The sequence below is a fragment of the Lactobacillus jensenii DSM 20557 genome, from assembly GCF_001436455.1.
Lineage (GTDB): Bacteria > Bacillota > Bacilli > Lactobacillales > Lactobacillaceae > Lactobacillus > Lactobacillus jensenii.
Genome location: NZ_AYYU01000060.1, coordinates 1 through 1192, shown reverse-complemented (window position 1 = coordinate 1192; position 1192 = coordinate 1). Strand labels below are relative to the sequence as shown.

The 1192-nt window shown below is 37.8% G+C and carries 1 protein-coding gene; it reads right to left on the bottom strand.

The window, feature by feature from the left end; translation table 11 throughout:
- Nucleotides 1–1192: MucBP domain-containing protein (locus FC45_RS07425; RefSeq protein WP_162257475.1), on the bottom strand; the 1192-nt coding region annotated here is incomplete at both ends.

The following is a 1192-nucleotide window of genomic DNA, read 5'->3' as shown; positions in this document are numbered from 1 at the left end:
TTATTGATAGTCTTAGTTGTGATGTCATGCTTGTGCTTGACGTAAACTACTGTATCTGGAGTAGTTGAATCACCACCAGTAAAGGTAATAGTTGTTGGAATAACATTTCCATCTTTATCTACTAATTCGTAACCATTAGGAATAGTAGTCTTAGTTCCATCAACAGTAACAGTTTCTGAAGTATGACCATTTACTGGAACTGTCTTAACAACTTCATTGTTATTGTCTTGATCCTTGAAGACGATGTTAGTGGTCTTCTTGTTAGCTGTGTAAGTTACTGGAGTATCCTTACTTGGATCAGTGATGTCGTTGCCGTTAACAGTAGTCTTAGTTGTAGTGTAACCTGGAACTGTTGGCGTAGTTGTATCACCTGGCTTAGTCGGATTATTACTATTGTTGTAAGTTGGAGTGTCTGCTCCCTTAATTGGATTGCCCTTTTCATCAACAGGAATGATCTTACCAAGTTGCTTGTAAACCACGTTTTCAGTTATGTCACTTGAATCAAAGCTTACAGTTGAGTTACTAGTTGCTCCTTCCGAAACAATTGCTGCATAATAACCAGTCTTTGAAGGTAAGCTTTGTGACCCTAAAATGGTCTGACCATTTTCAAGAGTCGTACCGTTTGCTGTGTAAGTTGAAGTACCAGTTACATCATCAGTGTCCTTATGAATAGTTACTGTTTTAGTAAAGTTATCTGCAACGCTATCACCTTTATCAGTCTTGTAAGTAATGGTCTTGGTGATAGTCTTGTCAGTTGTAGTGTGGTGGTGACCAACTTCGATAGTAACTATTTGTGGACTAGCATCTGTTTCTGAAGTGCCATTTGAAGTGTCATCAAAAGTAGATGGAATTGTAATGGTATCAGGAACAGTATAGCCCTTAGACTTCAAGTAGTCCTTAATCTTTTCAACGTTTGTTTTTACATCAGTTGGAATGGTCTCATTTGAATTGCCAGTAAAGCTAGTAGTAGCAATATCATTTGGAATAGGTACATTTACTTTTTCACCAGTTGAGCTGTCAATAACAACAATGTTAATTTGTTGTTTATCTGGTGCGTAAGTATAGACAACATCATCGTTGGTTGTGCTGAAAGTACCAGTTGCATTGCTTGGCATCTTAATTAAGTGGTAACCAGTTATTGTCTTGGCACTAGTTTCGTAGCTTGAACCGTAGTCACCGGACTTAGTTTCTG